The sequence below is a fragment of the Amycolatopsis sp. NPDC051106 genome, from assembly GCF_040682775.1.
Classification (GTDB): domain Bacteria; phylum Actinomycetota; class Actinomycetes; order Mycobacteriales; family Pseudonocardiaceae; genus Amycolatopsis.
In genome coordinates this window covers 98,605-119,133 of sequence record NZ_JBFBBQ010000008.1, presented here as the reverse complement: position 1 = coordinate 119,133, position 20,529 = coordinate 98,605, and the positions used below count along the sequence as shown (strand labels likewise).

19 protein-coding genes are annotated in these 20,529 nt (G+C 70.9%); 2 read left to right on the top strand and 17 right to left on the bottom strand.

Annotated elements, in window-relative coordinates; all coding sequences use genetic code 11:
* Positions 1-98: 98 nt before the first annotated feature.
* The 3 genes from AB0M83_RS09435 to AB0M83_RS09425 form a co-directional block, all read right to left on the bottom strand.
* Entirely contained in the window at positions 99-890 is a 792-nt protein-coding gene (locus tag AB0M83_RS09435) for a hypothetical protein (protein WP_364514858.1), read from the bottom strand.
* Between the two features lie 182 nt (positions 891-1,072).
* Positions 1,073-1,399: a hypothetical protein gene (locus AB0M83_RS09430; protein ID WP_364514855.1), complete on the bottom strand. Its 327-nt coding sequence runs from the start codon at positions 1,397-1,399 to the stop codon at positions 1,073-1,075.
* Positions 1,387-1,854: a hypothetical protein gene (locus tag AB0M83_RS09425; RefSeq protein WP_364514853.1), complete on the bottom strand. Its 468-nt coding sequence runs from the start codon at positions 1,852-1,854 to the stop codon at positions 1,387-1,389. Before AB0M83_RS09425 ends, AB0M83_RS09430 begins: the two co-directional genes overlap by 13 nt.
* Before the next feature lie 305 nt (positions 1,855-2,159).
* On the opposite strand from AB0M83_RS09425, the gene AB0M83_RS09420 reads away from it, so the two are divergent.
* Entirely contained in the window at positions 2,160-3,419 is a 1,260-nt protein-coding gene (locus tag AB0M83_RS09420; RefSeq protein WP_364514850.1) for an MFS transporter, read from the top strand.
* A gap of 26 nt (positions 3,420-3,445) precedes the next feature.
* On the opposite strand, the gene AB0M83_RS09415 is transcribed toward AB0M83_RS09420, so the two are convergent.
* The 14 genes from AB0M83_RS09415 to AB0M83_RS09350 form a co-directional block, all read right to left on the bottom strand.
* Positions 3,446-4,024, bottom strand: a complete 579-nt coding sequence (locus AB0M83_RS09415) for a helix-turn-helix domain-containing protein (protein WP_364514847.1) — start codon at positions 4,022-4,024, stop codon at positions 3,446-3,448.
* Positions 4,025-4,038: 14 nt separating this feature from the next.
* Complete coding sequence (locus tag AB0M83_RS09410; protein ID WP_364514845.1) at positions 4,039-5,415, bottom strand: chloride channel protein; 1,377 nt, start codon at positions 5,413-5,415, stop codon at positions 4,039-4,041.
* A gap of 3 nt (positions 5,416-5,418) precedes the next feature.
* Positions 5,419-5,844: a nuclear transport factor 2 family protein gene (locus AB0M83_RS09405; RefSeq protein ID WP_364514842.1), complete on the bottom strand. Its 426-nt coding sequence runs from the start codon at positions 5,842-5,844 to the stop codon at positions 5,419-5,421.
* A 103-nt stretch (positions 5,845-5,947) separates the two neighbouring features.
* Positions 5,948-7,108 (bottom strand): acyl-CoA dehydrogenase family protein, encoded by a 1,161-nt coding sequence (locus AB0M83_RS09400; RefSeq protein WP_364514839.1) that lies wholly within the window; start codon positions 7,106-7,108, stop codon positions 5,948-5,950.
* Positions 7,109-7,124: 16 nt separating this feature from the next.
* Positions 7,125-7,853 carry an SDR family oxidoreductase gene (locus AB0M83_RS09395; RefSeq protein ID WP_364514837.1) on the bottom strand — a complete coding sequence of 243 codons (729 nt, stop codon included), beginning with the start codon at positions 7,851-7,853 and terminating at the stop codon, positions 7,125-7,127.
* 45 nt (positions 7,854-7,898) lie between these two features.
* Positions 7,899-9,077, bottom strand: a complete 1,179-nt coding sequence (locus AB0M83_RS09390) for a thiolase family protein (protein ID WP_364514834.1) — start codon at positions 9,075-9,077, stop codon at positions 7,899-7,901.
* Positions 9,078-9,093: 16 nt separating this feature from the next.
* On the bottom strand, positions 9,094-9,876 hold the full coding sequence (locus AB0M83_RS09385; RefSeq protein WP_364514831.1) for an SDR family oxidoreductase: 783 nt from the start codon (positions 9,874-9,876) through the stop codon (positions 9,094-9,096).
* A 167-nt stretch (positions 9,877-10,043) separates the two neighbouring features.
* A complete protein-coding gene (locus tag AB0M83_RS09380; RefSeq protein WP_364514829.1) occupies positions 10,044-10,622 on the bottom strand; it encodes a TetR/AcrR family transcriptional regulator in 579 nt (192 codons plus the stop codon).
* A 69-nt stretch (positions 10,623-10,691) separates the two neighbouring features.
* Positions 10,692-12,218: an AMP-binding protein gene (locus tag AB0M83_RS09375; RefSeq protein ID WP_364514827.1), complete on the bottom strand. Its 1,527-nt coding sequence runs from the start codon at positions 12,216-12,218 to the stop codon at positions 10,692-10,694.
* A gap of 11 nt (positions 12,219-12,229) precedes the next feature.
* Positions 12,230-13,768: a sugar ABC transporter ATP-binding protein gene (locus tag AB0M83_RS09370; protein WP_364514824.1), complete on the bottom strand. Its 1,539-nt coding sequence runs from the start codon at positions 13,766-13,768 to the stop codon at positions 12,230-12,232.
* Entirely contained in the window at positions 13,765-14,874 is a 1,110-nt protein-coding gene (locus tag AB0M83_RS09365; RefSeq protein ID WP_364514823.1) for an SMP-30/gluconolactonase/LRE family protein, read from the bottom strand. Before AB0M83_RS09365 ends, AB0M83_RS09370 begins: the two co-directional genes overlap by 4 nt.
* Before the next feature lie 11 nt (positions 14,875-14,885).
* Positions 14,886-17,030 (bottom strand): SMP-30/gluconolactonase/LRE family protein, encoded by a 2,145-nt coding sequence (locus AB0M83_RS09360; RefSeq protein ID WP_364514821.1) that lies wholly within the window; start codon positions 17,028-17,030, stop codon positions 14,886-14,888.
* 28 nt (positions 17,031-17,058) lie between these two features.
* Entirely contained in the window at positions 17,059-18,138 is a 1,080-nt protein-coding gene (locus tag AB0M83_RS09355) for a sugar ABC transporter substrate-binding protein (RefSeq protein ID WP_364514818.1), read from the bottom strand.
* A 41-nt stretch (positions 18,139-18,179) separates the two neighbouring features.
* Positions 18,180-19,178, bottom strand: a complete 999-nt coding sequence (locus tag AB0M83_RS09350) for an ABC transporter permease (protein ID WP_364514815.1) — start codon at positions 19,176-19,178, stop codon at positions 18,180-18,182.
* 150 nt (positions 19,179-19,328) lie between these two features.
* Between AB0M83_RS09350 and AB0M83_RS09345 the strand changes: the two genes are divergently transcribed.
* Positions 19,329-20,522, top strand: a complete 1,194-nt coding sequence (locus AB0M83_RS09345; protein WP_364514813.1) for a CaiB/BaiF CoA-transferase family protein — start codon at positions 19,329-19,331, stop codon at positions 20,520-20,522.
* The last annotated feature ends 7 nt before the right edge of the window (positions 20,523-20,529 follow it).

Sequence of the window (20,529 nt, the reverse complement as noted above, 5' to 3'; positions counted from 1 at the left end):
AAACCACCCGCGCCGAAATCATTACCGCCACGCTCGACTGGCTCCGCACCCACCACCTCACCACCACCTGATCCCGGGCCCGTCCCGGTCCTGCGGGGCTACGCCGGGTTCTCCGCGACAGCAAGGTAGTCCGTGTAGATCTGCGGCGAGCCCGAGAACGACGCCAGCTGCTTCCACTCCTCGTACATCTGCTTGGTGTCGCGGTGAGCCGCCGCGAACTCCGCGGCCTCGCCGGTGGCGATGTCGGGCTCGGGGTAGAAGACGTCCAGCGCGTCCAGGCTCGCGATCTCCATCATCATCACGTACTGGTCGAGGCGGTTGCCCCGCTCGCCCTTGAGCACGTGGAACCGCCAGTCCGGGTAGTCGTCGATCCGGTGGTGGTTCTCGGCGATGAAGCGGTCGAACACCTCCTCGGTCACACCGGCGCGCAACGCCAGGTTGTGGATCCCGACGACCCGGGCGACGGGCTCCTCCCCCGGGCGGTCGCGGTAGCGGGGGCCGGGCGTGACCGTGCTCCGCGGATTGTCGGCCAGCAGCCGGTAGTCGGTGAACAACGTCGGCAGCTCAGCGAACGTGCCCAGCCGCCGCCACCGCGCCAGCACCGCCTCCGCCTCGGGGTGCCGCGCCCAGAACAGCCGGGCCAGCTCGGTCTGCTCACCCCGGGCCGTGACGTAGCGGTCGCGCTGCTCGGCGCTCTCGATCTCGTACAACATCAGGTACTGCCCGGTCCGCTCTCCGCGCAACCCGCGCAGCAGAGTCCACCGCCACCCCGGGTACAAGGGCAGGTGAACGCCTTCACCACGCACGAAGGTCTCGAACTCCTCCGGCGTGACACCAGCCTCCGTGTCGATGGCGATGTACTGGAAAGTGAACACCGACGAGCGTCCCATTGCGTCCAATCCTCGGGCCGGGAAAGGGAACGCGCCTCCGACAAGCACGACTCCCGCACCACATCCTGCCCGCTCCGGAGCAACGGGGCCCGCGCGCCCTCCTCGCTGGACAAGATCCGACGGGTCCCACCGGATCGCGGCCTCCGAGCAACGCCGTGACCCTGAGTTCCGGATCTGAAGCCTCACGCATCGATGCATAGGGCGTTATACGGCCAGCCGGCTCTCCCGGCCCCGCGCAACTGCTGACCTCGATCGCCGCCTCGGAGCCCGCCGTCGATGCGATCGTGGTCGGCGAGTACGAACGCGCCTTCACCGCCAACCGGTTCGCCACCCTCTACACCTGGTGCATCCGACACGGCGTCCAGCTGTGGCTGCCCGAAACCGGCGGACCTGCCGACCTCGGCAATCGCGACCACCGAGCGCTGCTCGCCCTGCTGGCCATCCAGACACAGCGTGAGGTCCTTCGCGCCCGCCACCGCGAGGTCAATAGCGGTACTCAGAACGAACATCCGAGCTGGCACCGAGGCAGCTCGGCTCCTTTCGGCGCGGCCGCCTTCACTGCCCACAAGAGCGTCGACAAGCTGGGCAGCCACCGCGGCGCCGGCCGGGGCGGGACGAGCCAGACCGCCGGACCGTACGGCAAGCCGCTCGGCGGCAGCGTGATGCGGTGCGGCGCCGGTAACAGCCTCGCCCCGTGGCGGGCGAACTCGGCCGGGTCGGCGACGATGTCGCCTTCGGCGATGAAGATGCGGTGCGGCGGCGGGCCGGGCACGCCGACGACCGGGCCTTCCGATTCCGCGGCGCGGAGCCGCTCCAGCACGCGGCCGGCGAGGGATGCCGCCACCTCGACCCCGCAGAAACCGCTGACCGTCGAGAGCCCCACCCGGCCCGGGGTAACGACGATCGGCCAGCCGAGTTCGGCCGGGTGCAGGGAACTTTCGAGGTGGACGTCGGGCAAGGTCATCGGATCTCCTTTCGCCACCACCGAACGCTCCTCGGAACGATCGGTCTGACTTATTATGGGTGTTCCACCTCATCTTGAGCCGCTTGTACCGATCGGTCAATACGCTTATAGTTCTCGGCGTCGGCCCAGGTCACGTTCCCCACCGCGGCTTGGCCCGTCCGCCGCTCGTCCCGGTTCCCGTCCGGGACGGGCGGCCTCCACCTCAGCCCGGCGAGCGGATGCTCCGGCCGGGCTCTCACCCGATGCCGTTGGAGGCAGTTGTGGTTGTCGAGCAACACCGAGCCACGCGGGTCGCTCCCGCCCGCGTGGCATTCGCAAGCTTCGTCGGTACCGCGATCGAGTGGTACGACTTCTTCCTCTTCGGCTCGGCCGCGACCCTGGTATTCAACTCCCGGTTCTTCCCCACCCTGAGCCCTCTGGCCGGGACGCTCGCTGCGTTCGCGACCTTCGGGGTCGCGTTCGTCGCACGACCGCTGGGCGGCATCGTGTTCGGGCACTTCGGCGATCGCCTGGGCCGCAAGCGGATGCTGATGCTGTCCCTGCTCCTCATGGGCGGCGGGACGGTCGCCATCGGCCTCTTGCCCACCTACTCGGCCATCGGTGTCGCCGCGCCGATCCTGCTGGTGCTCGTTCGGCTGGTGCAGGGGTTCGCGGTCGGCGGCGAATGGGGCGGTGCCGTGCTGATGGCGGTCGAGCACGCGCCACCGCACCGGCGCGCCTTCTACGGCAGCTGGCCGCAGGCCGGGGTGCCCGCCGGCCTGGTGCTCTCGGCGTCGGCGTTCCTCGCGGTCCAGCAGCTGCCCAAGGACCAGCTGCTGAGCTGGGGGTGGCGGCTGCCGTTCCTGGCGAGCGCGGTGCTGATCGTCGTCGGCCTCTACGTTCGCAGCCGGCTCGAGGAATCTCCGGAGTTCGAGCAGGTTTCGCGGAGTGAAGGGCTTTCCGCGTTCCCTTTGAAGGAGACCCTGCGGCGCTCGCTGCGCGCCGTCCTGGTCGGGATCTTCGCGCAGGCCGGGACGAACATCCCGTTCTACGTCGCGAGCGTCTTCGTGCTCTCCTACGGGCCGGGCGAGGCGGGTGTCTCCCGCGGCACGGTGCTGACGTGCCTGATCATCGCGTCGCTGGTCGACATCGCCGCGGTTCCGCTGGTGGCGGTGGTCGCCGACCGCGTCGGACGGCGGAAAGTCCTGCTCGGCGGGGCGATCTACTCAGCCGTCGTCGCGTTCCCGTTCTTCTGGCTCATCGACACGGGGACTTCGGCGGCGGTGCTGGTCGCCATGTTCCTGCTGGCCACCTTGGGGCACGCGACCACGTACAGCGCGATGGCCGGCTTCCTGACCGAGCTCTTCGACGCCGACCACCGCTACACCGGCGTGTCGGTCGCCTACCAGGTGGGCGGGCTGATCACGAGCGGCCCGGCGCCCTTCCTGGCGGCGGCGCTTTTCGCGGGCTTCGGCGGGTCATGGGCGATTTCGCTGTACATCGTGCTCGCGTGCGCGATCACGTTCACCGCCCTGCTGCTGGCCCCACGCCGACGCGCCGGTTCGAAGAAGACCGGGCAAGGATGACCGGGGCGGTGCCGGCCGCCGCCTGATCAGGGAGCCATCAGCGAGGTCACCAGGCTGGCCGCGATCTCCCGCAGCTCCGCGGGACCATGCCCGACCCGCTCCATCACCGCGATCCCCCGGGTCGTGGTGACCACCAGCCGCGCCGCAGCGCGCAGATCCACCGCAGGGGTCACGCCGTCGTCGATCGCGGCGAGGGCGTCGTGAACCACGGTTTCCAGCTCGTCGAGCATCGCCCGGACGGCCGCTTCGGTGCGCGGGGACTCGGTTGCCGCCTCGACGGCAGTCCGGGTGGACAAGCAGCCGCGGGCCGGGGAGCCGGCCGCGAACGTGTCGATGCAGTAGTCGAAGAAGGCCAGCAGCGCGGCCCGCTTGCCCGGGCGGTCGAGCACCTCGGCCGCGCCGGCCAGGAACCGGTCGGTGTACTCCTGGAAGGCGCGCAGGAAGATCTCCTCCTTGCCGCCGTAGGCGTGGTAGAGCGAACCACGCTGGACACCGGTGCCGGCCGCCAGGTCGAGCATCGACGTCGCCCGGAACCCGCGCGCTTCGAACACGTCCAGCGCACGGTCGAGCGCGACCCGCTCGTCGAACTGCCGTACTCCCGCCATCGAACCCCTTCCGCCTATCCGCGATCCACCCTAGCTCCCGTCCCGAGGGCGGTGTCCCGCAAGAACAGGCCGCCCACCAGCCGGCCGAGCACGGCGGCCGGCAAGATCGCCGGCAGCAGGTCGAGACCGCCCAGCTCGACGGCCAGCGCGACGGCGGTCACCGGAGCCCGCCCGGCCGCGGCCAGGCAAGCGGCCATCCCCGCGACGGCGCCGCCGGCCACGGGAACGGCGGCCCCGACTGCGGCCCCGACGACCAGCGTCGGGCCGATGGTGCCCCCGACCCCGCCGGCGGCGAAGGTCACGCTCGTCGTGACGATCTTGCCGGCCGCGAGGAGCAGCAGCGTCCCGGAGGCCCCGGACGTGACACCGGCGAACAGGTCGGGCCCGGTGCCTCCGATACCGGGGATCGCGAACACGACCGGTCCGGCGACCAGGCCACCGACCGCGGGCCGCCACCACGGCAGGCCGGGGTGACGCTCGGCGAGCCACCGGTTGCGGGCGACCGACGGTTCCGCGTGCACGACTGGACGCCGCCGACTCACACCCGATCGCCAAGCGCCCGCCGACCCGCCGAATCTGCCGACGCACCACCGACCCCGCACAACCGCCACTCCCCCGCGCACGACCAATAACCACCGCCCCACACCCGGCCGCCGGATCCGCCGGCCGATCACCGACGACAGGCGCCGAGCCCGGCGGGACACGGCCCGGCACCCGCCGGCCGGCCACCGCCCCGCGGCCACCAGCCGCGCGACTTCCAGGCTCCGGGTTAGAACCACGCCCGCCAGGGCGGCCAGCACGCCCGCCAGCACGATCCCGGTTCCCTCCGCCGTTCCGGTGACGCCCGGCAAGCGCACCGGCGCGCCCGGCAACACCTGCGCGGTCAGCGCCCCCGCTGCCGAACCCGCCACCACCGCCGTGAACTCGAGGCCCGCCACCCCGTCCAGCAAGAGTTCCAGGACCAGGACGACCCCCGTCAGCGGCGCCTCGAACGATCCGCTGATCCCGCCCGCGACGGCCGCTGCGGCCACCGGCCGTGCGGGCACCGACGCGAGCCGGGCCAGTGCCGAGCCGAGGGCCGCCGCGAGGTGGATGATCGGGCCCTCGGCGCCGGCCGATCCGCCGGCGCCAAGGGTCAGCCCGGCCGCTGCCGCGTGGCGACCCGCGGCGCGGGCGCCGACCGGCGCGTCACGCGCGAACGCTCGGCGCACCACCGGGATTCCGCCGGCGGCAGCGAGCGGCCCGTACAGCAAGCCGGCCAGCGCGGGTGCGAACAGGAGCACCGGCTCGCCGTGCAGGGAAAAACCGGCCAGCGTCTGTCCGAACGCGACACCGACCACCGCGGCGAGCGCACCCGCGATCGCCGACCACGTCAGCGTCCGCGCCGGCACCGCTCAGGCCGCGGTCAAGCGCCGGAACAGCTCCCACGAGGCCCGCTCGACGTGGTTGTGCAGCAGTTTGCCGTCTTCCCGCACTTCCCAGACCGCCGTGCCGCTGAAGGAAATGGGCTGCCCGTCGGGCTCGGTACCGAGGACGCCGTTGTTGCGGCCGTGCACCTTCCACCGCGACGCGACCCGGCTGCCGTCCTGGTTCTGGAAGGTTTCGACGATCTCCAGTTCGAGGTCGTGGACCTGCTCCAGGAAGGCGGCGACCCAGGCCTTGAAGTTCTCGCGCCCTTCGATGCGCTCACCGGCGTTCGTGATGACGAAGTCGTCGACGACGAACTCGTCGACGGCCTCCGGATTGCGTCCGTTCCACACCGCGTGCCAGAACGATTCGACGATCTCGGCCGAGTTCATGTCCACCTCCATGTTTGACATCTGTGTCAAACATAAGCGCGGATCGTAACCCCGCCAAGGAGATGCGAGCAGCACCACAACGGCCGGGCACCCGCGGGTACCCGGCCGTTCGCTCCGAAGCGGACTACGCGACGCTGAACGCGTCGTCGAAGGTGTAGCCGTTCAGCAGCTCGCGGGCCGCCACCATGTACTGGATGGTCGGCGTGCCCTCCTCCAGCCAGTTGAGGCGCGCGTCGCGGTAGAGCCGCTCGATCGGGTGCTTGCGCGTGTAGCCGATCCCGCCGTGCACCAGCAGCGCGCGGTCGGTGACGCGGCCGACGGCTTCCAGGCCGAACTGCTTGAGCAGCGACGACTCCGCCGGAATGCGCTTTCCGGCGTCCCACTTGGCTGCGGTGTCGGCGAGCATGCCGCGCAGCGCGTAGACGTCGGCCGCCATCTCGGCGAGGTAGCGCTGGATCGCCTGCCGCTGCCCGATCGGCTTGCCGAAGGTGACCCGTTCCTGCGAGTACTTCAGGGAAAGCTCGAGCGCGCGTGACGCCGTGCCGAGCGACGACGCCGCGATGAACACCCGGCTGATCTCCAGCGCCCGTTCCAGATGCGCGCCGCCCTCGCCTTCGGCGCCGACGAGCGCCGAAGCGGGCACGCGGACGTCGGTGAACGTCAGCTCGCCGTGCTCCGCACCCTTGCACCCCATCGTCTCGGGCAGCGGTGCGATCGTGAAGCCCGGCGTGTCCCGCGGCACGATGATCGCCGAGACGTCCTTCGCGGACGTCTTGGCGAACACCAGGAAGTGCGATGCGATGTCGGAGTTGGTGATCAGCCACTTGCGACCGTTGAGGACGTACTCGTCGCCCTCGCGGCGCGCAGTCGTCGACAGGTCCGCGCCGGTGCCGTTGCCGGGCTCGGTGAGCGCGAACGCGAGCGACTTCTCGCCGGTCGCGGCGCCGGGCAGGATTTCGCGCTTCTGCTCGGCGTTCCCGATCTCCGACAGCGCGTGCGCGAAGGAGTTGTGGACGTGCACGATCGCGCGGATGCCGCCCTGGATCCTGGCGAACTCCGCGAGGATCGGCAGGTACTGCGCGATCGACAACCCGGCGCCGCCGTATTCCCGCGGCACGATCAGCCCGAACGCGCCGCACGCGCGCAGCGCGGGCAGGACGACGTCGTAGGGGATCTTTTCGGTGTCCTCGATCTGGTGCTCCAGCGGGTCGAGCTCGTTCCAGATGGTCGCAACGACGCTGTCGCGCACCTTCTCGTACTCGTCGGCGGGCAGGCCTGCGGTCATGACTTCCTCCTTGAGTTCACAGCGTCCAGCCGCCGTCGGCGGCGAGTACCGCGCCCGTGCAGAACGTGGCGTCCTCGGCCAGGAACACCGCGGCCCTGGCGATTTCGTCGACCGTGCCGAATCGGCCGAGCAGCGTGGCGTCGGCGATCTTGCGGCGCGAGGCCTCCGGGATGGCCGACGTCATGTCGGTGTCGACGAACCCGGGCGCGAGCACGTTGACCCGGACCCCTTGCGGAGCCAGCTCCTTCGCCAGCGACCGGGCGAACCCGACGGCTGCCGCCTTCACGCTGGCGTACGCGGTGTCACCCGGGAAACCCACCGAGCCGACCGCGGAGCCGATGATCACCACGCCGGCACCTTGCCCCAGCCACGGGATCGCGGCGCGGACCAGTGCCGCGGTGCTGCGCAGGTTCTCTTCGATCACGCGCCACCAGTCGCCGGGATCGATCCGGGCAAGCTTTCCGCCCTGCCACACGGCCGCGTTGAGCACGAGCGTGTCGAGCCGTCCCCACTGCACGGTGACCCGCTCGACCACCGCCTCGGCCGTTTCCGGCGCCGCGAGGTCGAACGCCACCGGCAGGACGCGGCCGGGGTGCTCCGTCGCGAGCTTCTCGACGAGCTCGCCGCCGGACCGGTAGGTACCGGCCACGCGGACGCCCCGGTCGAGCAGTTGCTGGGCGATGCCGGCGCCGATGCCGCGGGAAGCGCCCGTGACCAGGGCGACCCGGTCTTCATCTGCATCCATGGAATGATTGTACCGATCGGTCTGTACGGACAGTTGTGACATATCTCAGACCCGCTCGACAATCGTGGCGTTGGCCATCCCGCCCCACTCGCACATCGTCTGCAGCCCGAACCGGGCGCCGCGCTGCTCAAGTGCGCCCACGAGCGTCGTCATGATCCGCGCGCCGCTGGCGCCGAGCGGGTGACCGAGGGCGATGGCACCGCCGTGAACGTTGAGCCGCTCGTGCTCCACCTTCAGGTCGCGCTGCCAGGCCAGCGGCACCGGCGCGAAGGCTTCGTTGACCTCGAACAGGTCGATGTCGTCGGTGGTGAACCCGGCCCGCTCCAGCACGGCGCGGGTGGCCGGGACGACGCCCATGAGCATGACGATCGGGTCGTCGCCGACCACGGCGGTCGTGTGGACGCGGGCGCGCGGGGCCAGCCCCAGCCGCTCGGCCTTCTCCGCGCTCATGAGCAGGACGCCGGCCGCACCGTCGGTCAGCGGCGACGAGTTGCCCGGCGTGATCTTCCAGTCGATCTCCGGGAACCGCTTCGCCACCGTCTCATCCACAAAGGAGGGTCGCAGCCCGGCGAGCCCCGCGGCCGTGGTCGACGGCCGGATCGTCTCGTCGGCGACGACGCCGGGTGCTTCGGCCACGGTGATCAGGTCCGGAGTGAAGACCGGCTGCGCCGCGACGGCCCGCGCGTGGGAGGCCGCGGAGTACTCGTCCAGTTCCTCGCGGCTCAGGCCCCAGCGCGCGCAGATCAGTTCCGCCGAGACCCCCTGGCCGACGAGCCCGCCCGGGAAGCGGCCGGAGATCCGGGACCCGAGGTGGTCGGCGCCCTGGGTGTCGGAGTGCATCGGCACCCGGGACATCGACTCGACCCCGCACGCGATGACGACGTCGGCCGCGCCGGCCTGGATCGCGTGCGCGGCGAAGTGCACCGCCTGCTGGCTCGAGCCGCACTGGCGGTCGACCGTGGTCGCCGGGACCGTGAGCGGAAACCCGGCGGCCAGCACGGCACTGCGCGTGGGGTTGACCGCCTGCTCCCCGGCCTTGGTGACGCAGCCGCCGATGACGTCGTCGACGAGCGCGGGGTCGAGGCCGTTGCGCCGGGCGAGCGCGGCGAGGACGTCGGCCAGCAGGTGCACCGGGTGGACGTGCGAGAGGGCGCCGCCCGGCTTGCCCTTGCCGACCGGCGTGCGCAGGACGTCGACGATGACGGCGTCGCGCGGTGATGTCATGTCTCCTCCGAAGGGTTCAGCGCGACCGGCGAGTGCCGATCGGCAGGTGGGACGGCAGAGCGGGCATCGCGCCGGCGCGGCCGCCGGGCACCCCGGCGAAGCGGTACGGCAGCGGCTCGCGGCCGGGCTGCACGACGACAACCTCGGCCGGGTCGGCCCCGACGGCGCACGCGACGAGCGCGCCGGCGACGTCGGGCACCGCGACCAGGGGGAAACCGAGCCGGTCGAGTTCGGGCCGCGCGGCGCCGAGCATCGGCGTGTCGACCAGGCCCGGGCAGACGGCGTGCAGCCCGACGCCGCGCGCGGCCAGCACCGGCGCGTAGCCGCGGACCAAGCCGACCACGGCGTGCTTGGTCATCGCGTAGACGGGGTCGAACGGCACCGCGGTCAGGCCCGCCAGCGACGCGGTGACGACGGCGTGGCTCCCGGGCGCCAGCAGCGGAACGAGCGCTCGGAGCCCGAAGACGACGCCGTCGACGTTCACGGACCAGGCCCGGCGGTAGGCGGTGAGGTCGACGTCGAGCAGGTCGGCCTCACCGAGGGCGACGCCGGCGTTGAGCACCACCGCCGCGAGCGGCAATCCCGTCGTTTCGACGGCGTCGACCGCGGCGGCCCAGGCCGCCGGATCGCCCACGTCGAACACCACCGGACAACCGCCGGAGCCGGCGGCCACCCGGCGCGCGGCTTCGGCGTCGACGTCCGCGACCACCACGCGCAGCCCGCGCTCCGCGAGCTGCCGCACGACCTCCCGGCCGATGCCACCGGCTCCGCCGGTGACGAGGACACACCCCGTGGTCACGCTGCCTCCCGGGTTTCCGACGCTGGAATGCTTGGGACAATACGTGTATAGACCGGTCGGTACAAGAGCATGTGCACTGCTTCACGCGGATTCAGGAGAAGGAGGGAACGCAGCGGACCGCAGCGCGGTCCAGCTCGCGCAGCGGCTCTGGCAGGGCCGTCAGGCCGTCAGGCGCGGATGCCTTCGATCAGCGCGTCGAGGAACATGTCCGCCACCTGGTCGGGCGTCAGCTCGCCGTCCGGCTCGAACCACAGGTAGGTGTAGTTCAGCATCCCGAGGATGCCCTTCACCAGCAGCCGCGGGGTCGACTTCAGCACTTTGGCGCGCACGCCCTGGTCCAGCGCCTGCCGCCAATAGCTCTCGTACCGCTCCCGGGCCGTGATGACGTGGTCGCGCCATTCCCCCGTCAACGCCGTGTACTCGCGGAAGAACACCGCCCACTCCGCGCGGTGCTCGGCGATGTTGCGCAGCAGTCCTCGCGCCATCTGCCGCAGCAGCTCCTCCGCCGGCAGGTTCCGGTCCAGCAGCTCCTCGGCGAAGCCGTTCATCTTGTCGACCTGCTCCTTGCTGATCGCGTAGAGCACGGCCTCCTTGCTGCCGATGTAGTGGTACAGCGCGCCGCGGCCCAGCCCGGCGGCCTTGCCCAGTTCCGCGATTCCGGTGCCGTGGTAGCCGTTCCGGGCGAAGAGCTCGGCCGCGATGCCGATCACGCGAGCCCGGTTGGCCTCGAACCCCGTTACCGTCATCTGCCGACGCCTGCCTTCCTGTGGACCGAACGATCCACAGGATATCCGCCGTCGGCCCCGGAGCCGGTTTCACCCCGGCGCCAGCGTGTCACGGACCAGGAACTTCTGCACCTTGCCCGACGTCGTGCGCGGCAACGGTGCGCGGGTGAAGGCGAACCGGCGAGGGACCTTGAAGCCGGCCAGTTCGCCCTTCAGGAACCGGGTGAGCTCCGCCGCGGAAAGCTCGTCTCGCAGGACCACCAGCGCCACCCCGATTTCGCCCCAGTCGTCGTCGGCGACCCCGACGACCGCCGCCTCCAGGACGGCCGGGTGCTGCGCGATGACCCGCTCCACTTCGGCCGGGTACACGTTGAGGCCGCCGGTGATGATCATGTCCTTCGACCGGCCGGAGACGAACACGAAGCCGTCCTCGTCGACGTGGGCGAGGTCCCCGGTACGCAGCCACCCGCCGGCCAGGGTGTCCGCGGTGGCCGCTGCCTGGCCGTAGTAGCCGAGCATCGTCGCCGGCGAACGGCAGACGATCTCACCCACCTCGCCGGGCGGGGTGTCCCGCCCCTCCTCGTCGACGACGCGGACCTCGGCGGCACTGCACGCGCGCCCGGCCGAGCCGGCCTTCGCATCGGCGTGCTCCGCGTCGAGGTAGAGCATCATGGTCGGGAACTCGCTCATCCCGTAGACCTGGACGAGGTCGCAGCCGGGCAGCCGGCGCCGGGCGTCGGCGATCGCGGTGACCGGCACCGGCTCGCCGCCGCTGCAGATCAAGCGCACCGAGGCGAGGTCGTGGTCGCCGAAACCCGGGTGCGCGAGCACGCGCTTGAGCACGGTCGGCACGAGCAGCACCGACGTCACCCGCTCCCGGGCGACGGTCGCCAGGAACCGCTCCGGGTCGAAGCCCGTGCTCGGCGACAGGACGACCCGGCCGCCCCGCCACAGCGTGGCCAGCGCGAGGTCGTGGAACCCCGCGGCCCAGCACAGCGCCGGGACGACCAGGTACACCTCGTCGGCCGTGACGCCGTGGTCGACGACCTGGTGGAAGGAGTTCCACAGCACGGTCGAGTGGGTGTGCATCGCCCCCTTGGGCACCCCGGTCGTGCCGGAGGTGTACTGCAGCAGGAACAGGTCGTCGCCGGAAACCGGCACTTCGGGCGGCGGCCCCGCCTCCGCGACGAGGTCCTCGTAGGCGAGGGGGCCGCCGCCGATCCCGACGTACCGGGCCGCGTGCCCGCCTGCGCGCAGCTCGTCGGCGGTCGCGCCGAGCGCCTGTTCGTAGACGACCCAGGACGCCTCGCAGTCGTCGAGGATGTACCGCACCTCGGCCGGCTTGAGCAGGTAGTTGAGCGGCACGACGACTCCGCCGAGCTTCGCCACCGCGAAGAACAGCTCCACCCACTCCACGCGGTTGTGCAGCAGGACCCCGACCCGGTCGCCCTTGCGGAAGCCGGCGGCGTGCAGGCCGGCGGCGAGGCGGCCGGAGCGTTCGTCGAGCTCGTCGTAGGTGACGTTGCGTCCCTCGAAAGTGAGCGCGATCCGGCGTTCGTTGACCCGGCCGGCCAGGCGCGGTTTGCGCAGCAGCTCGGCCACCGTGTAGCTGTCCATCGCGCTCCTCCTCAGAAGATGGCCGCGTACATGATCTTTTCCTGCGTCGCCTCGGCACGGCTGAACTCCGCGACGGACCGGCCGAAGCGGGTCACCAGGATCCGGTCGGAGACGGCGAGGACCTCCGGCAGGTACGACGAGATGACGATGACCGCCTTGCCCTCGTCGGCCAGCTGCCGGATCAGCTGGTGGATCTCCTCGATCGCGCCGACGTCGACCCCGCGGGTCGGCTCGTCGAAGATCACCACCTCCGGGTCGGCGACCAGCGACTTGCCGACGACGACCTTCTGCTGGTTGCCGCCGGAAAGCTCGACGATCTTCGCGTCGGCGTTGATCGCCTTGATCCGCAGCCGGTCGCTCCACTCCTTCGCCAGCTTCCGCCTCCCGGACGCCGACAGCCACCAGCCACCGCGGCGCGAGGCGAGCTGGCCGAGATGGAGGTTCTCGGCGATCGTCATCGTCTCGAAGTAGCCGTCGAGCTTGCGGTCCTCGGTGATGTAGACGATGCCGTCGTCGATCGCCTGCTTGGGGACGCGGTAGCGCACCGGCTTGCCGTTGAGCAGCACCCGGCCGCCGTGGATCCGGTTGCGCTTGAGCGCCCCGGCGATGATCTTCGCGGTCTCCGTGCGGCCGCTGCCGATGAGTCCGGCGATACCCAGCACTTCCCCGGCGCAGGCGGAAAACGACATGTTCTTCACCACCGTGCCGAGGATGAGGTTCTCGACCTCCAGCACCCGGCGGCGACGCTCTCCGTTCTCGCCGCGCGGCGCGGTCCGCACGGCGGTGCCGAGGCTCCGGCCCACCATGTGCCGGACGATCTCGTCCCGGGAGGTGCGGTTCGCGTCCAGGCAGGCGACCCGTTCGCCGTCGCGCAGGACGGTGACGCGATCGGCGATCTTGAGCGACTCTTCCAGCGCGTGGGAAACGTAGATGACGCCGAGCCCGGCCGCGCGGAGCTCCTCGATGACGGTGAACAGGTGGAGGGTCTCTTCGGGCGTGAGGCTCGCGGTCGGCTCGTCGAAGACGACGATTCGCGCCCGCGAGCGCAGCGCACGGGCGATCTCGACCATCTGCTTCTTCGCCGCGCCGAGGGTGGACACGTACGCGGTCGGATCGACGTGGAAGTTCATCGACTGCAGCAGCTGCTGGGCGCCGATGTTGAGCGACCGGAAACGCGTCAGGAGCCTTTCGTGGCCGAGCTCGATGTTCTGCGCCGCCGTCATGGTCGGCACCAGGCTCGTCTCCTGGTAGACCATCGCGATGCCGTGCTCGAGCGCGTCGTGGGGACGCCGGAAGGTCACCGGCTCGCCCGCGATCCGCAGCCCGCCCGCGGAGTGCTGGACCGCGCCCGCGAGGATCTTGCACAGCGTCGACTTCCCCGCACCGTTCTCCCCCACCAGCGCGTGCACCTCGCCGGCCCGCAGGTCGAAGTCGACCTCACGGATGGCGTGCACGCCGCGGTAGGTCTTCGTCACCTTCGACATTTCGACGAGCAGTGAGTGCTCCGCCGCCGGCTCGATGTCCAGCTGTTCCACGACGGACCGGCTCATCGCGTCCCACCCGCTTCCGCGGTCAGCACCCGGTCCCCGCCGTGGACGGCGACGAACACGCGGTCGCCGTCCTGCTTGACCGAGGTGACGCCGTGCCGCCGGCCACCGCCGCGGCTGTGCATGCTGCCGATCACGTACCCCTCTTCGTCCAGCCGGGCCACCAGGCCGTACGACCGCGGTGGCGCCCAGGGCTTGATGACGCCGAGCTTGCGGATCTGCCCGCCCTGCAACGGTTCCAGCCCGGAGTCGAGGCCGCGCAACGCCGGGCGGATCCAGTGGTCCGGTTCGACGGTCCGCATCATCTCGGTGACGTAGTCGCGCTGGGTCAGCACGAACTCCACGAGCTGGGTGCGCAGTGCGAAGACGGCCAGCCAGTAGCCGTCCGGGGCGGGGTTGATCCGGCCCGGGTAGCCCGGCAGGTTCTCCCGCACCGGCTTTCCCGGGCCGCTCAGCGGGAACCGGCTGATCCGGTGCGCCCACGCTTCGCTGACGACGAGCGCGTCCTCGTCCGGCGCGAGGCAGACGCCGGCGGCGTAGGCCAGACCGCCGGCGAGCACGGCCGTCCGCCCGGACGCCGGGTCGTACCGCAGGAGCCGGCCGGTGGCGTTCTGCTCCATCAGGTCCCGCACCCAGTCCGGCCCGTGGTGCCGCACGGAACCGTCGGTGAGGTAGACCACACCGTCGGCCGCGACGGCGAGATCGGTCGGGCAGTGGATCGGCACGCCGTGTTCGTCGGTGCCGGCCACGACGGACGTCGTGCCGTCGCGGCCGACCCGCACGAGCCCGGTGCCGGCCACGCAGACGAGCACGGCGCCGTCGGCCGTGAGCGCCAGCGCCCCGGCGAGACCGGGCAGGTCCGCGACCACCTCGGACCGGACGAAGTCCGGCCCGGACCGGCGCACGACCTGCCGCCCGGTGCTGACGAGGAGGCCGCCGCGGAGGTCCGGGCAGGCGTCTTCGGGAGCGGCTACCCCGGCTACGGTCGCCAGCGATTCCAGCGCATCGTTCGGGGTGAGGCCGCCGTCGAGCGGCGGCACGGCGCGGTGCGTGGACCGGCCGGGGAACAGGAACTCCTTGACCAGTTCCCACGCTTCGACTCGGGGCATCGGTCCTCCCTTCAGGTGAGGCGGATCCGGCCGACCCGGTTGTTTTCCAGGCCACCGATGTAGAGGAAGCCGTCGTGCTCGCGCATCGACGTGATCGTGGCGTGCTTCTCGCCGCCCGGGTCCCAGAACGTCTCCAGCACCTCGCCCGCCTCGGACACCTTCGCGACACACCCGTGGTTCATGCTCGGGTACAGCCATTCGTCGCGCGGGATGCGCTTCATCATGCGGCGCCGGAACTTCGGCATCCGCATGGCCAGGTCGTAGGCCGGGGAGCGCATCCCGTTGAGGGCGACCCAGTAGGTGCCGTCGGAGGCGCGGTTGATGTTGTCGAGGTAGCCCGGGAAGTTGTCCATGAAGATCTCCAGCCGCCCCTCGTTCGGCCCGCTGTGCCAGTACCGCAGGATGCGGCACAGCCAGGTCTGGGCGATCAGCAGCGACTCGCCGTCGTGGCAGGCGCAGATCCCGTTGGGGAACACCAGGTCGCGCAGCACCGTCCTGGTCCGGCCGGTCGCCGGGTCGTGGCAGACGAGCCGGCCGTTGGGCCGCCCTTCGACACCGTCGAGGATCCAGTCGGCCATGTCGAACCGGGTGGTCGCCTCGCTGAACCAGATCTTGCCGTCCGGGGTGATGTCGACGTCGTCGGCCATGCGCAGCCGCGAGTCGTCGCGCAGGCGGGTCCACGTGCGGTCGGTTTCGTCGGACAGCTTGCGGTGCTTGCCGTCCGGCGAGACCGCGTAGAGGCCCATGCCGCCGACGCAGACGACGAGGTCGCCGTTCGCGGCGAACGCCATGCCCAGCGGATGCCCGCCGATCCGGGCGAACACCTCGCGGGTCGCGAAGCCCGGCCCGGAAAACCGGAGGATCCAGCCCTGCCGCGTTCCGCAGTAGACGCGGCCCTCCGCGTCCACGATGACGTCTTCGGGACCTTCCACCTCGCCGAGCCCGATCGACTCCGCGTCGCGCAGCCGGTCGTTGATCTCGAACGGGCTCCCCGAACCGGGCCGGATGTCTTCCAGGGGACCGTACTCGAGCAGCGTCGGGTTGACGTAGGACTTCTGGATCGCCTTGCCGCGGTTCTTGCCCCACTTGGTGTCCAGGCCGACCGCGACGATCAGCACCACCGCGAGCACGGTCTGCAGGACCTCACCGCCGACGTCCATCAGCAGCAGTCCCTTGCCCAGCAGGCTGATCGTCGCCGCGCCGATGAACGCGCGCCACACCGTGCCCTTGCCGCCGGCGAGGCTGATCCCGCCGAGGATCACCGCGGTCAGGACGTTCAGCTCGAGCCCTTCGCCGACGCGCGCGCTGGCGCTGCTCAGCCGGGCCGCGTAGAAGACGCCCGCCACCGCGCACAACGCTCCGGCGGCCACGTAGCTGAAGAGCAGCACGCGCTCCACCCGGATGCCGGCGTGCCGCGCCGCGCGGCGGCTGGCGCCGACCGCCGTGACGTGCCAGCCGAACCTCGAGCGGCTCAACAGAACGTGTCCCGCGACGAGCACCACCAGCAGGGTCACGAAACCGAACGGCAGGCCGGCGACCTTGCCGGTACCGAACCATTCCCACACCGGATCGACGACGAACACCGACGCGGTCTTGGCCGAGAAGTACAGGTCGAGCAGGTTCAGCACGCCCCGGAAGATGATCAGGGTGACCAGCGTCGTGAGGAAGGGCCGGGCCTTGAGGTAGGCGACGATGACGCCGTTCACGCCACCCAGCGCCACCCCGGCCACGACGGTCAGCAGGATCGCCGGCACCACGGGCACGCCCGCCACGGTGATCAGGAGGATCGCGACCATGTTGCACAGGCCGAACATCGCGCCGACGGACAAGTCGATCCCGCCCGAGATCATCACCACCGCCATGCCCAGGCAGATCAGCGACATCTCGGCGAGCTCGGCCGCGGTCGACAGCAGGTTCGCCGGGGAAGCGAAGCCCGGGGCCGCGATCGAAAAGAACACGATCACCCCGGCCAGGATGGCCACCGGGATCGCGGGTTCCATCCAGCGCTTCTCGAACAGTTCCGCGAAGACCTGCTGCGGCGAAGCCCGGTAACGCAGGTGCCGCAACCGGCCTCGCAGGGTCTCCTGTTCGGGGACGTTCCGTTCGGCGGGCCGCCGCCGCGGGGGCGCGGGCCGCATCGGAGCGGTTGCCGTCATGGTTCTCCCTTGGGAAGGACGCCGCGGGTCAGCGGACGGTCAGGCCGTCGTTCTTGCCGTCGTAGCAGGTGTTCGGCTGGTTCCAATTCGCTTTGTCGATCTTGACCAGCGGGGTGTAGTCGGCGACCCGGGCCGTTCCCGGCGCCTGTCCCGACTGCACGAGGTACTTGGCGATCGCGACGATGTCCGTGCCCTGCGTCGGCACCGAGTAGCCGTAGGACTCGAAGAACAGGCCGTCGCGGATGCCTTCGCAGGTGATGTTGCTGTGGTCGGAGGTGAACACCTTGACCCGGCCCTGCTTCCCGGCCTCCTTGATCGCCGTCGCCGCGCCGTACTGCATCTGGTCCCAGAAGCCCCAGCTGGCGCACAGGTCCGGGTGCTGCTGGATCACAGTGGCGGTGATGTCGTGCGCCTTGGTGCGGTCCCAGTTCGCGGCCTGGGTCGAGACGACCTTGATCTCCGGGTGCTGGTCGAAGACCTGCTTGGCGCCCGCCATCACGTCGAGGGTGAACCCGGAGGTCGCGTCGCCCTGGACGATCTGGACCTCGTGGGAGGTCGGCGTGTTCGCGCCGCACTGGTCGACGATGTCGGTCGCGATGCGGTGGCCGAGGTCGATCGTGTCCGCGCCGACGAAGGCGTCGGACTTGTAGTTGGACACCATGTTGATCTGGATGACGTAGATCCGGGCCTGCTGCGCCTGCTGGATCAGCTTCGCGAGGATCTGCACGTCGAAGTTGTGCACGACGAGCACGGCCGGCTTGTCGTTGATCAGCGACTGCACCGCTTCCGCCTGCTTCGCGGTGTCCCAGTTCGGGTCGCGCAGCACGTAGTGCATCCCGGCGGCCTCGAACCCGCGCTGCAGCTGCCGGTTCCATTCCGCCATCAGCGGGGTGCCCATGCCGATCGGCACGAACGCGGCCGTCTTGCCCTGCAGGCTCTTCACCGCGTGCTCGCGCAGCTCGCCCGCCGACGCCGTGGCGGGGACCTGGTCCCCGCCACCGCCGCTCGCGGCGCTCGTGCCGCCTCCGGTGGAGCAGCCGGTCACGGCCAGCAGCGCCGCCGCGGCCAGCCCGCCGGCCCGCAGTTTCCGGGCATGGCTCTTTCGCATGGCAGGACCTCCTTGTCCTCGGTGCAACTACGGGGAACTCGTCACTCGCCCTGGCGGACGGTCTCTTCGTCGCGCGGGTGCAGCCGGTTGTCGAGCACGAGGGCGGCGAGCAGGATCAGGCCTTTGACGATGTCCTGCTCGTGGGTGTTCATGTTCAGGATCGTCATGCCGTTGAGCATCACGCCGATCAGCGCGGTGCCGGCGACGACGCTCAGCACGCTTCCCCGGCCGCCGACGAGGCTGATGCCACCGACCACCACGACCAGCAGCACGTCGTAGATCAGCGTGCTGTCGATGACCTGGGTGTTGAGCCCGCCGACGGAACCGGCGACGACCAAGCCGCCGACGAACCCGATCGCCGCGCTCGCCGTGTACTCGAGGACGGTGAGCGGGCGCACCGCGATGCCGGTCAGCGCGGCGGCGCTCGCGTTGTCGCCGTGGGCATAGACGAACCGCCCGGCCTTGGTGCGCGACAGCACGATTTGGGCGAGCACCGCGGTCACGACGAACAGGATGATCGGCACCGGGACGCCGAGGAGGGTGCCCTGGCCGAGCGCCAGGACGAAGTGCCGGTCACCGGGCAGCTCCGCGATCAGTCCGTCGAGGACTGTCGCGCGCGCCAGCCCGTAGACGAGCAGGCCCGAGGCGAGCGTCGCGAACAGCGCCGGGACTTCGATGAACGCGATCAGGAAGCCGTTGAGCAGGCCCATGACCAGGACGATGCCAAGGCCCGCGACCAGGGCGACCGGGGTGCTCACCTGCGTGTGCATGAGCTGGATCGCGACGGCGGTGGCCACCCCCATCGACGCGATGAGCGAGAGGTCCATGCCGCGCGCGATCACGACGACCGCCATCGCCACCCCGAAGATGCCGAGTGACGACACGCTGCGGACGAGATTGACCAGGTTGCTGACGTGGAGGAAACCGTCGAGGGTCACGCCGAACACCACGAACAGGGCGACGACTACGACCAGGACGATCTGCTCCTGCGACACCTTGGCGAACACCCCGGTCCGCCGGCGGAGAAAGGTTGCGCTCATCGCCACTCCGTTGTCCGATGGGCTTTGTACCGATCAGTCGGTACCGTTGTTCCGACCGAACGGTACACTGCCTCCGAAGGCAGTCAATCCCTCGCTGCCGAAGCCCGTCCGGCTTCACCCGGTCGGGTGACGTGAACACCTGGAGGTCCCATGGGCGACGACGCCCCCATCCCCGGCGTCCCGGACCGGCGCGGTCCGCTCCACGGCGTCCGCGTGCTCGAGCTGGCGGGCATCGGGCCGGGCCCCTTCTGCGGCATGCTGCTGGCCGATCTGGGCGCGGAGGTGATCCGCGTGGACCGGCCGGGCGCCCAGGCGGGCAACCCGCTCGCCCCGGAGTTCGACCTGCTCAACCGCGGCCGCCGGTCGCTGGTACTCGATCTCAAGCGCCCCGGCGCCGACTCCGTGGTGCTGCGCCTGGCCCAGACGGCGGACGTGCTCATCGAGGGGTTCCGGCCCGGTGTCGCGGAGCGGCTCGGCGTCGGCCCGGACGCCTGCCTGGAGCGGAACCCGCAGCTCGTCTACGGCCGGATGACCGGCTGGGGCCAGGACGGGCCGCTGGCCGCGCGGGCCGGCCACGACATCAACTACATCGCACTGGCCGGCGCGCTCGGCCTGATGGGCCCGGCGGACCGGCCGCCGACGGTCCCGGTGAACCTCCTCGGAGACTTCGGCGGCGGCGCGATGTTCCTCGCCCTGGGCGTCGTCTGTGCCGTGCTCGAGGCGCGGACCAGCGGGCGGGGACAGGTCGTGGACGCCTCGATCGTCGAGGGCACCGCGCTGCTGACCACGATCGTCCACGGCATGCGGGCACAGGGCCTTTGGGAAGGCGCCCGCGCGGAGAACCTCCTCGACGGTGGCGCGCACTTCTACGGCGTCTACGAGTGCGCGGACGGCCGTCACATCAGCATCGGCGCGGTAGAACCGCAGTTCTACCGGGAACTGCTCGAAGCGCTCGGCCTGGCGGAAGACGACGACTTCCTGCGCGGCCACGCCGACCGGTCCCGCTGGCCGCTCCTGCGGAAGCGGCTCGAGACAGTGTTCCGCGGCCGGACCAGCACCGAATGGACCGATCTGCTCGGCGACCGCGACGTCTGCTTCGCCCCCGTCCTGGCGCTCGACGAGGTCGCCGTGCACCCGCACAACCGGGCGCGGGGGTCCTTCACCGACGCGCACGGACTGCTCCAGCCCGCCCCGGCGCCGCGGTTCAGCCGCACGGTCCCCGACACCCCCGGCCCGCCGGCACTCCCGGGCGCGGACAGCCGCGCGGTCCTGGCCGGAGGTGGGTTCACCGCCGCCGAGATCGACGCGCTTCTCGCCGCCGGAACGGTGCACCAGCGAGCCTGACGGCCGT

Excerpts from the sequence above, each read along its gene's own strand:
- AB0M83_RS09350 (WP_364514815.1), bottom strand. The coding sequence starts at position 19,178 with ATGAGCGCAACCTTTCTCCGCCGGCGGACCGGGGTGTTCGCCAAGGTG.
- AB0M83_RS09360 (WP_364514821.1), bottom strand. The coding sequence starts at position 17,030 with ATGACGGCAACCGCTCCGATGCGGCCCGCGCCCCCGCGGCGGCGGCCC.
- AB0M83_RS09380 (WP_364514829.1), bottom strand. The coding sequence starts at position 10,622 with ATGACGGTAACGGGGTTCGAGGCCAACCGGGCTCGCGTGATCGGCATC.
- AB0M83_RS09400 (WP_364514839.1), bottom strand. The coding sequence starts at position 7,108 with ATGACCGCAGGCCTGCCCGCCGACGAGTACGAGAAGGTGCGCGACAGC.
- AB0M83_RS09390 (WP_364514834.1), bottom strand. The coding sequence starts at position 9,077 with ATGACATCACCGCGCGACGCCGTCATCGTCGACGTCCTGCGCACGCCG.
- AB0M83_RS09435 (WP_364514858.1), bottom strand. The coding sequence starts at position 890 with ATGGGACGCTCGTCGGTGTTCACTTTCCAGTACATCGCCATCGACACG.
- AB0M83_RS09345 (WP_364514813.1), top strand. The coding sequence starts at position 19,329 with ATGGGCGACGACGCCCCCATCCCCGGCGTCCCGGACCGGCGCGGTCCG.
- AB0M83_RS09395 (WP_364514837.1), bottom strand. The coding sequence starts at position 7,853 with ATGGATGCAGATGAAGACCGGGTCGCCCTGGTCACGGGCGCTTCCCGC.
- AB0M83_RS09415 (WP_364514847.1), bottom strand. The coding sequence starts at position 4,024 with ATGGCGGGAGTACGGCAGTTCGACGAGCGGGTCGCGCTCGACCGTGCG.
- AB0M83_RS09405 (WP_364514842.1), bottom strand. The coding sequence starts at position 5,844 with ATGTCAAACATGGAGGTGGACATGAACTCGGCCGAGATCGTCGAATCG.
- AB0M83_RS09355 (WP_364514818.1), bottom strand. The coding sequence starts at position 18,138 with ATGCGAAAGAGCCATGCCCGGAAACTGCGGGCCGGCGGGCTGGCCGCG.
- AB0M83_RS09365 (WP_364514823.1), bottom strand. The coding sequence starts at position 14,874 with ATGCCCCGAGTCGAAGCGTGGGAACTGGTCAAGGAGTTCCTGTTCCCC.
- AB0M83_RS09430 (WP_364514855.1), bottom strand. The coding sequence starts at position 1,399 with ATGTTCGTTCTGAGTACCGCTATTGACCTCGCGGTGGCGGGCGCGAAG.
- AB0M83_RS09425 (WP_364514853.1), bottom strand. The coding sequence starts at position 1,854 with ATGACCTTGCCCGACGTCCACCTCGAAAGTTCCCTGCACCCGGCCGAA.
- AB0M83_RS09375 (WP_364514827.1), bottom strand. The coding sequence starts at position 12,218 with ATGGACAGCTACACGGTGGCCGAGCTGCTGCGCAAACCGCGCCTGGCC.
- AB0M83_RS09370 (WP_364514824.1), bottom strand. The coding sequence starts at position 13,768 with ATGAGCCGGTCCGTCGTGGAACAGCTGGACATCGAGCCGGCGGCGGAG.